Source organism: Collinsella sp. 4_8_47FAA, from assembly GCF_000763055.1.
In the GTDB taxonomy this organism is placed as follows: Bacteria; Actinomycetota; Coriobacteriia; order Coriobacteriales; family Coriobacteriaceae; genus Collinsella.
In genome coordinates this window covers 204,386-213,604 of the sequence record NZ_KN214134.1, presented here as the reverse complement: position 1 = coordinate 213,604, position 9,219 = coordinate 204,386, and the positions used below count along the sequence as shown (strand labels likewise).

Genomic DNA, 9,219 nt, shown 5'->3' with positions numbered 1-9,219 from the left:
TGACGCCGGCGCGCGTGCTGCGGATGGCCCTCGGGGAGGACGCCTCCGCCCTCATGGACGCGTTCGGGAGTAGAGGAGCTGGCGCCCGGCGAGCTCGACCTCACGCCCGGCTGCATCGAAAGGGCCAGGGCCGCGAGGGGCGAGGGGCCGCTGGCGGGATAGGCGGCGGGCCGGGACATGGGCCGGAGGGCCCGTTGCGCTGAGTCCGGAACGGCTGCGCGGCGGGCTGGCGGAGCATGCGGCGGCGGCATGGGGGCACCGGACTCCACAGCCCCTCCACCTGCGGAAACGAAGTGATGGCCAGGTGCCGGGAGCTATTTCCGCGTTGCGCTAGCTGCGGAAACGCGGGGTCCGTTCAGGCTGTTGCGTTGAGATTGAAAATCAACCCGGCACCCAGACCTGGCTGTAATCGGTCTCCCAGTGGCCCTGCTCGGCAATCCACTTCTTCTGGCTACCGCCGTTGGAAGAAGAGTTATTGCTGCCAGAGTTCTGAGAATTACCGGAATTCTGCTTAGACTGGGAGGAATCACCATTGCCGTCTGACTTCGACGAGTCGGAGGACTTGTTATCCTCCTTCTTGGAGTCATCGGACTTCTGGTCCTTGTCGGCGGACTCTTTCTTCTCCTCGGACTTGGCTCCAGAGGCTCGCGCCGCCTTTTCTTCGCTTGGCTTCTTTTTGTCTTTATTCTTTACCGCTGTGGTGGTCCTTTCCGCAGAGCCGCTTTCTTGCTTTGCAACGCTGGAGCATCCAAGTTGAGGTGCCATGAGGCACACCAGAAACGCAACGATAATAGCCTTTGTTCTCACACCGATCTCCCTATCCATGAAGCCGGGCGTTGACCACTGGCCGGTGTCCAGCGCCCGGTTCGCTTTTACATCTGCTCGCGGCGCTTCTTCCGATCGAGGAAGACGCCGGCTGCCACGAGGACGGTGCCGCCGATGGCGAACGTCTCGCCGATGAGTCCCGCGCTGTCGCCGGTCTGGGCGAGGTTGCCGGGCTGGGCGGTATCCGTGCCGGCGAGGTGCTTCGGGGTGTATGCCGCCTGCTGCTTTGCCGCCTCCTTTGCCTCCTGTCGTGCGATCTCATCGGAAAGCTTCTGCTCCGCTGCGATGCGGTCGGACTTCGCCTGCTCGTAGGCGGCGAGTGCCGCATCATAGCCGGACTGGAGCCCGTCCACCGCGGCCTGCTTCTCGTCCAGGATGGCCTTGGCAGGAGCGACCTTGGCACGTGCCTCGACTGCTGCGGCGAAAAGCGCGTTGAGGGCGTCATCCGCGTTCACATCATGGCCGAAGGCGAGCGCCGCGTCGGCATCGATGGAGTTCAGCTTCGACAACTTGGCGCCTGCCTGTGCCTTTGCCTGTTCGGCGGCGGAGACCAGGGACTCGGCGGCGATGGTATCCGCCTTCGCAGCATCGAGCGCGGCCTTGGTGTCATTGACGGCCTTTACTGCATCCTGCTCGCGCTGCTGTGCCTCTGCGAGCTTCGCGGCAAGACCGGTGAGGATGTCGAGGTTCGACTGTGCGTCCTCGAGATCGGTCTGGGAGCCGGTGAGCCTGTCGGCGGCAACGCCGGTGTCGGCCTTTGCGGCATCGACGGCACGCTGGGCATCCGCGAGGGCGCGTGCGGTGGCGTCTGCCTTTTGCTCGGCGGCGGCGAGGACGGTCGCCTTCTCGACCTGATCGGCTGCCGCCGCGTCATGGACGCTCTTTGCTGTATCGAGCACCTTCTTGGCGTCGGCGACGTCCTGGAAGAACTTCGCGAGATCGGCGTTCGCATCCATGACGTCCTGCTGCTTAGCAGCGGTGTCCGCCTTGGCGGAATCCAACTTAGACTGTGCGGTCGTTACGGCTGCGTTGGCAGCATCAAAGGCGACCTGCTTCTGCTGGACGGTCGACTTTGCCGTATCGACTGCCGCGTTGGCGACATCGAGGTCCGATTTCGCCGCATCAAGCTCGGTCTGGGCATCCGTGACGCCCTGCTGCTTGGCGGCGACATCAGCCTTGGCGGCATCGACGGCACGCTGGGCATCGGTGACGTCCTGCTTCGCGGCATCGACGTCTGCCTGTGCGGAATCCGCTGCGTCCTGCTTCTGCTGGACGGTTGCGGCGGCGCCGGCGGCTGCCCGCTGCTTGGATGCGAGATCGGCCTTGGCTACGTCGAGTGCGCTCTTGGCGTTCTTGAGGCCGTTGATATAGGAGGTCAGCTTCTGCTCGTACTCGTCGACGGAGATGGGGTTCGTGTTCCAACCGGAGCCGGACCAGCCGGAGATCTCTGCGGTGTAGCACTGCGTCTGAAGCCCGGACATGGTGCCCTTGGTGCAGGTTGCCATTCCCATAACGGCGAGTTCGGGATTGATGATGTTCATGTAATGGCCGACGGTGCCGCTGCTGCCGTTCTCCCAGCGGCAGTTGTTTGCAATCCAATGGTTGATTGCGACGCCGTTCTTTGCATAGAAATCATAGGCATCCTTGCCGACAAGACCGGTGACTCCATAAAGGGCCTCCGTTGCCTTGTCGAAAAAGCCCTTCTCCTGCTCGATCCACTGCCCACTCGGATCGATTCCGTAATTCCATGCCAGGTTTTCGGCAAAATCATATTGACGGGCATGATCGAGCACGGTGTCGCTGTAGTTGGCATCTGCGATCGCACCGGCGATGAGCTTGTAGGTGACATGGAGCTCGGACAGGCCGACCGACTTGCGGTAGTCGTTGACGGACTTCATCCACCTGATCGCATTGAGCATATTGTCAAGAGACGTGGCGTCCTTGGAGTTGCCGACTTCGGTCTTTCCGGCATATTTGGCGTTCAGGATGATGTTGGCTGCATCTTCGGCACCCATGGCACGGAAGAAGCCGATGGCTCCCTGCTTGAGCTGCACGTCGGCGGAATCGAGTTTCGCCTGGGCCTCGTCGACTTTCTGCTGAGCGGCGGTCACGGCGGCGTCTGCGGTATCCTTTGCAGCCTTGGCGTTCGCGAGCTCTACGTCGGCGGCTGCCTTGGCGGACTCGGCGTCCTTGACAGCCTGCTTCGCGGCATCCAGCTTGGCGACGGCGTCGGCATTCGCCTGCTTGGCCGCATCGAGGCCGGCGTTCGCGGCATCGAGAGCGGACTGGGCGGCGTTCACACCGGATTCGGCATCGGCCGCGGCCTGCTGCTTTACGGAGAGGGCCACCTGGGCATCATTCAGGTCGGCCTGTGCCGTTGCCGCAGCGGACTGTACCTGCTCGAGCTCGGACTCGCACTGGGACTGTGTCGCTTGTGCGGCAGCGAGGGCTGCCTCCGCGTCCGCGACCTTCTGTTTTGCCGCATTGTACTCCGGGCCGCTCGCGCCTGCCTCCGCTGCGGCGAGGTCTGCTTTCGCCTTCTCGTAGGCGGCGCTGGCGGCTGCGGCCTTCGCATCCGCCGCGTCCTTGTTCTGCTTGGCTGCGACAAGGACGGAATCGGCGGAATCCTTTGCAGACTGGGCCGCAACCAGCTTGGACTGGGCATCGGCAAGCGTCGCGTTGGCGTTGGCGAGATTGGCCTGTGCCCTGTCCACGGCAGCCTGGGCGTCGCGCACGGCCTGCTCGGCGGCACTGATTGCCTCCGGGGTGGCGCTTACGGCATCTGCCTTGGCTTTATCGAGGGCATCCTTGGCATCCTGGGCCGCCTTGAGGGCGGACTGGTACGCTTCGTCCTTCTCGGACGCATCGGCCTTGGCGTCTGCGAGACCTGCCTTCGCCTGCTCGAGGTCCTTGCCGGCGGCATCGGCGGCGTCCTTGCCCTCCGCGACCTGACGGGCGTACTCGTCCATTGCCGCTCGGTCGGCTGCCGTGCCGGCGCTGACTGCCGAATCGTAGGATGCCTTGGCCTGGTCGCGGGCGGAAGCCGCCTCGTTGTAGGGACCGGCAGCCTCATCGTAGGATGCCTTGGCGGCGTCCTCCTTCGCCTTCGCCTCGTCGACCGCCTTCTGCAGGTCCGCGATGGTCTGTGCGGCGGATTTCGCGCCGGTACCGGATGCCGCGCCGGCGTGGGCGGCGATCGGCGACATCACGGCGGGGTGCTGCGTGCCCCCGTCACCGGTCTGGGCGAATGCCGTGAACGGTGAGATGAGGCTCGATCCGGTCATGGCGGCCATGGTCGCCGCGGTGACAGTCAGACGCGCGATCCCCTTCGGAGTGTGAATCTTTTTGTTTAGCAGTGCGGCGAAGTGATCGCCACCGGCAGCGAAGTGCTTTCCCTGGGTCATTGTGCTGTTCCATTCCTTTTCCGTGCCCTATCCGACTGGGCATCAGAGCGCTTTCCAATAGAGATAATTATGCGCCTTAACTGGGACTGTTGTATATAGTCCGTTGGCTTTTATACAACAATCCATGACTCTTTTTGTCATGGATATCTCGCCACTACAACGATCCTTTGGTCTACGCTGCAAAGAACTCAGATCAAAGTTTGGTTACTCACAAGAGCAATTTGCGAACCGTATCGACATGGACAGGTCTTACTACGCCTCGATAGAGGTCGGACGAAGAAATGTCAGTCTTTCCAACATCTGTAAAATTGCCAATGGATTCAACATGTCAATCGCTGCACTTATGACTGGTGTCACCGATATAACGGATTAGTCTATCAATCAGCGAACGCAGTGAGCGTATCAATCGACGGCGTAGCCGGCGGCAAGGTCACGGCACGTGACCGCGCAGCGAGCTTTGCGAGCGAAGGGGACGGCATCGCCGTCCCTATTTCTTTATAGTATATTTCTCTATTAATTGGTTTCACCAAAATGGGTATAGCACAAGCTTCTGAACAGGCGTTTTATCAAAGAATTCGAAGCTACCGAATCATCAAAATGGTGAAATAATTTACCCAAAAGGGGGAAGCGCTTCACCAAAATGGAACCGACTGACAGCTGTTGAAAACTTTTATCCCCAAAATGGTGATTTCCTGTTTTCAGTGGAAAACTCGGGAAGTCATAATATTTACTTACCAGATTTACAAACGGAAGCGGTTCTTAGCCCCAAAACCAGAACAGGTCAGAAGCAAAAATAACTCCTGACCTGCGATTTTCCTGGTGCCCCCGGGCGGATTCGAACCGTCGACACCCGCTTTAGGAGAGCGGTGCTCTATCCCCTGAGCTACGGAGGCATGTTGTACTAGTGTAGCAGATTTACCCCTTTGCCATGTAGCGCATGGCCACTCATCGAGAAGGCTCTATAGCGAATAGTTTCCGAGGGCAATCCTCAATATCGGAAAGAATAACCCGGAATAACGCGAAATAATGGGACAAGCTTTCCCAACTGGCCCTCAAAAGGAAAATGCATCCCGGAATGAGAACAAATTCCGGGATGCATTTTCCGCCATCTATCGCCAACGATTAGCTGTCTCTGTGGAAAAGGCTCTTGATGGCAGCGGGGATGCTCTTGGCGCCCTTGGTCGTTACGTCGATAAAATCGGGCGAACGCACGAGCTTATCCTCATCGACGTACTTACGGACCGCACGAAGCGTCTCTTTGTCATCGCGCGTCGTAAACGTAAAGTGGCCGTTATCCTTGGTAAAGATGGCAAAACGCGTGATCTTCTTGGTGCCGCGCAAAACCTCGGCGGCAATATAGTCGACCTCGTCCCACGGGATTTGAATATAATCCTCGGGATTGCGCTCGTTATAGTACTCGAACGCCTTATTGCCCACCATCACGTTACCGTGGCTGGTAAGCCCCATCAGGCAGGTTGCCGGCGTTGCCAGATCGACCGTGCTGTTCTGAGATTGCGCCATACGCGCCTCGCCCTCCAATTAAAACAATCGGACCGCATCCAGTGTACCCACCGGGTGCGGTCCGTTTCAATGGCTCAAAAGCCCTTACCTAGCAACTCTCGGTCTTAAGCCGAAGCGTGCTTACATGAAGCCGCAGAAGCGACCGATGATGCCGACGGCGAAGAGAGCCAGGATGATGACGATCGGGCTAACCTTCTTCTTGAGGAGCTTGCAGACCAGCAGGGTCAGGCACACGGCGGCAAGGCCGGGGATGAGCTGATCGAGATTACCCTGGAGCGTGGTGACCTTCATCTGATCAAGGGCGGTAGCACCGACGGAGTTGTACATCGTCAGCGCTTCCTTGATACCCTCGGAACCGGAAGGCAGGCTAGCCCAGTCGATAAAGGCGCCAGCAGACTGCTTGACCGTGGAGACGATCGGGGTGAAGGAAATGGACACCCAGCGCTCGACCAGGGCGCCGATGATGAACATACCCAGGATGGAAGCGCCCTCGGTGACCTTGCCCATCAGACCGCCGGAGAGGTCCTTGGCGATAGAGGAGCCGACCTTGTAGCCAAACTCCTGCGTGTACCACAGGAAAGCGTAACGGATGATGTTCCACGCGAAGAAGAACAGCAGCGGACCGACGATGCTGCCGGACATGGCCAGGGAAGCGCCCAGAGCGCCCAGAATCGGGCGAAGGGTGAACCAGAAGACGGGGTCACCGACGCCGGCGAGCGGACCCATCATACCGACCTTGACGCCCTGGATGGCGACGTCATCGATCGGAGCACCGTTGGCGCGCTCCTCCTCGAGGGCGAGGGTAACGCCAATGACGGGGGCGGAAACATAGGGGTGGGTGTTATAGAACTCCAGGTGGCGCTTAAGCGCGGCAATCTGGTCATCCTTGCTGGTGTAGAGCTTCTTGATCGCAGGGATCATTGCGAAGCACCAGCCGCCGTTCTGCATACGCTCGTAGTTCCACGAGCCCTGAAGGAACTGATGACGGAAGCAAACCTTCTTACGGTCAGCCTTGGTGAGCTGAATCTTGTTCTCTGCCATATGTATCACTCCCCTCCTACTCGTAATCGTTCAGAATGTCGCCGAGCGGGTCGCCGGAGCCACCGCCCGTGCCGCCACCCTGCTTGGCCAGATCCTTAAGGCCAAGGTAGATGAGGGCAAGGGAGATGCCGATGAGGCCAAGGGCGATCAGCGTGAGCTGAGGGATGGCAGCAAGGACAAAGCCGAGGATGAAGAACGGCCAGGTCTCCTTGGTGGCCATCATGTTGATGACCATGGCGTAACCGACGGAAGCGACCATGCCGCCGCCGACGGCCATGCCGCCGGACAGCCAGTCGGGCATAGCGTTAAGCGCGTTGGTAACAGCCTCGGCCGGGATAACGCACAGAAGTACTGCCGGGATGGCGATACGAAGGCCCTGCATGAGGATGGCAGCGTACTGCCAGCGCTCGATGCCGGAGAAGTCGCCCTTCTCGGCGCAACCGTCCATGGCGTGAGCGATAGCGGTAGCAATGGTACGGCAGATCATGGTCAGGAACAGACCAGCGACCGACAGCGGGACGGCGACGGCGATGGCCGCGGTAACGGCCTTGGCCGAATCAGTGGCGCCACCGTTGAGGGCGAGCACCATGATGATCGAAGAAGCGACCGAGGCCAGAGCGGCGTCAGGCGCGACGGCGGCGCCGACGTTAGCCCAGCCAAGGGCCATCATCTGGAGCGAACCGCCCAGGAGGATGCCCTCCTGAAGGTGACCGGTTACGAGACCGATAAGCGTGCATGCCACGAGCGGCTGATGGAACTGGAACTCATCCAGAATGCCTTCCATACCGGCAAGCAACGCGACAATCGCAACAAGCAGAATAGTGATTGCAGACATGTATCGGACCCTCCTTTACTATGCTTGAGCGGCCAGTTCGGCCTTAGCTTTCTTCAACATGGCGTCGAGATCCTCGGAGGCATCCGAAGGAACCTTGCGGACCTCGAACTTGACGCCCTTGGCCTTGAGGGCCTCGAGGGTCTTAACGTCGTCATCGCCCATAGCGACGGCGTTGGTGACGACGACCTTGCCCTTGGAGTGAGCCATGGAACCGATGTTGACTTCCTTGATGTCGACGCCGGCCTCGATGGCCCTGAGCAGATCCTGCGGGTTCTCGAAGAGCAGCATGGCCTTGGTGTCACCAAAGCGCGTGTCCTTGACGACCTCGGCCATCTTCTTGATGGGCACGACGTTGGCATGGACTCCCGGAGGGGCAGCCTGCTCGATCATGGTCTTGCGGAGCTCGTCGTGAGCAACGCCGTCGGAAACCACGATGATGCGGTTGGGGTTGATCTGCTTGGTCCACGTGGTGGCCACCTGACCATGCAGCAGACGGGTGTCGATACGGACGTGGGCAATCTTGATGTGCCCGTCGCCGATGACCGTTCCCGGAGGGATGGCGCCTGCAGGAGCAGCGGCGGCCGCAGCCGGCTTCTTCTCCTCGGGCTCCAGAGACTCGGGCTTGACGCGCACGCCAGCCTTAGCCTCAGTCACGAGATGTTTTGCGATCGCATGTGCAGTGTTCTTTGCGTCAAAGCGCTGCGAATATGCCTCGATGAGCATAGGCAGGTTGACACCGGTGACGATAGCCCAGGAATCGTGGCCCTCGATGAGCCCGCTGATCTGGTTGAACGGCGTGCCGCCCCACAGATCAACGAGGAAGAGCACCTGCTCCTGGTCTTCGAAGGAAGCGATTGCTTCCTCGACCTTGGCACGGAAGTCGTCGGGGCCCATGCTCGGCTCGAGCGAGACCACGGCAACAGACGGCTGATCGCCAAAGACCATCGAGCCCGTCTGCTTGATTCCAGCTGCCAAGTCCCCGTGGCTAGCAAGAACAATACTTACCATCACATAACCTCCTTTTTGTCTACGTAATTCCTACACGACATGAAAGGAGTATACCTGTTTGGTTTGTGGAATTATAGCTAAATTCGTAAAAGGTTGCATTATTTGTTTAAACGCCTTGATTCTCATTTTCATTGCAACAGCCTCAGGACTCAGCGCAACGCGTTGCGCTGAGTCCTGAGGCGCGAATCCGGGTAGGCAACCCCAGAGGGGCCGGAATCCCCCGGCCCGCGATGGAGGGAGGCCGGCATGTCCAGACCCAAGCCGTCCGGAAGGTCGTACGGGAGGCTCACGAGGCACGAGAGGAACACGGTCGAGAGGATGCTCGACCGCAACCGCAGCGCCCGCGAGATCGCCGCGGAGCTCGGCAGGTCGCCCTCGACCGTGACCAGGGAGGTGGCGGCGCACCGCTACGTCACCGCGCCGCGCTCGCGCTACGGCGAGCCCGCGCCCGCGGACCTGTCGGGGGCCTGCCCCAGGCTCTCCGCGTGGCCGAGGTGCTGCAACGGCTGCTCGCACAGGAGGGGCTACGGCTGCTCGAGGAGGCCCAGGGTGTTCTACAGCGCCAGGAGGGCGCAGGAGGCGGCC

At 60.4% G+C, this 9,219-nt stretch carries 8 protein-coding genes and 1 tRNA gene; 2 read left to right on the top strand and 7 right to left on the bottom strand.

Features of this window, described 5'->3' with window-relative positions; all coding sequences use genetic code 11:
- Positions 1-381 precede the first annotated feature (381 nt).
- Positions 382-807, bottom strand: coding sequence for a hypothetical protein (locus HMPREF9463_RS00905; RefSeq protein WP_232219718.1), 426 nt, complete (start codon positions 805-807; stop codon positions 382-384).
- 65 nt (positions 808-872) lie between these two features.
- Positions 873-4,229, bottom strand: coding sequence for a hypothetical protein (locus tag HMPREF9463_RS00900; protein ID WP_035136641.1), 3,357 nt, complete (start codon positions 4,227-4,229; stop codon positions 873-875).
- A 124-nt stretch (positions 4,230-4,353) separates the two neighbouring features.
- Between HMPREF9463_RS00900 and HMPREF9463_RS10610 the strand changes: the two genes are divergently transcribed.
- Entirely contained in the window at positions 4,354-4,602 is a 249-nt protein-coding gene (locus HMPREF9463_RS10610; protein ID WP_084591725.1) for a helix-turn-helix domain-containing protein, read from the top strand.
- A gap of 444 nt (positions 4,603-5,046) precedes the next feature.
- Here the strand turns inward: HMPREF9463_RS10610 and HMPREF9463_RS00895 are convergent.
- From HMPREF9463_RS00895 to HMPREF9463_RS00875, 5 genes are all read right to left on the bottom strand, one after another.
- Positions 5,047-5,122, bottom strand: a tRNA-Arg gene (locus HMPREF9463_RS00895).
- A 229-nt stretch (positions 5,123-5,351) separates the two neighbouring features.
- The gene (locus tag HMPREF9463_RS00890; RefSeq protein ID WP_035136640.1) at positions 5,352-5,750 is read right to left on the bottom strand and encodes a DUF956 family protein; all 399 of its coding nucleotides are present in this window, start codon (positions 5,748-5,750) and stop codon (positions 5,352-5,354) included.
- Positions 5,751-5,870: 120 nt separating this feature from the next.
- Entirely contained in the window at positions 5,871-6,791 is a 921-nt protein-coding gene (locus HMPREF9463_RS00885; RefSeq protein ID WP_035136639.1) for a PTS system mannose/fructose/sorbose family transporter subunit IID, read from the bottom strand.
- Positions 6,792-6,807: 16 nt separating this feature from the next.
- Positions 6,808-7,626 (bottom strand): PTS mannose/fructose/sorbose transporter subunit IIC, encoded by an 819-nt coding sequence (locus HMPREF9463_RS00880; protein WP_035136637.1) that lies wholly within the window; start codon positions 7,624-7,626, stop codon positions 6,808-6,810.
- Positions 7,627-7,644: 18 nt separating this feature from the next.
- A complete protein-coding gene (locus tag HMPREF9463_RS00875; protein WP_035136636.1) occupies positions 7,645-8,634 on the bottom strand; it encodes a PTS sugar transporter subunit IIB in 990 nt (329 codons plus the stop codon).
- Positions 8,635-8,880: 246 nt separating this feature from the next.
- On the opposite strand from HMPREF9463_RS00875, the gene HMPREF9463_RS00870 reads away from it, so the two are divergent.
- Positions 8,881-9,219 (top strand): helix-turn-helix domain-containing protein (locus HMPREF9463_RS00870; RefSeq protein WP_035136634.1); only part of this gene is annotated, 339 nt, incomplete at its 3' end.

Coding starts and splice junctions, on each gene's coding strand:
- HMPREF9463_RS00880 (WP_035136637.1), bottom strand. CDS start 7,626: ATGTCTGCAATCACTATTCTGCTTGTTGCGATTGTCGCGTTGCTTGCC.
- HMPREF9463_RS00875 (WP_035136636.1), bottom strand. CDS start 8,634: ATGGTAAGTATTGTTCTTGCTAGCCACGGGGACTTGGCAGCTGGAATC.
- HMPREF9463_RS00885 (WP_035136639.1), bottom strand. CDS start 6,791: ATGGCAGAGAACAAGATTCAGCTCACCAAGGCTGACCGTAAGAAGGTT.
- HMPREF9463_RS10610 (WP_084591725.1), top strand. CDS start 4,354: ATGACTCTTTTTGTCATGGATATCTCGCCACTACAACGATCCTTTGGT.
- HMPREF9463_RS00890 (WP_035136640.1), bottom strand. CDS start 5,750: ATGGCGCAATCTCAGAACAGCACGGTCGATCTGGCAACGCCGGCAACC.
- HMPREF9463_RS00900 (WP_035136641.1), bottom strand. CDS start 4,229: ATGACCCAGGGAAAGCACTTCGCTGCCGGTGGCGATCACTTCGCCGCA.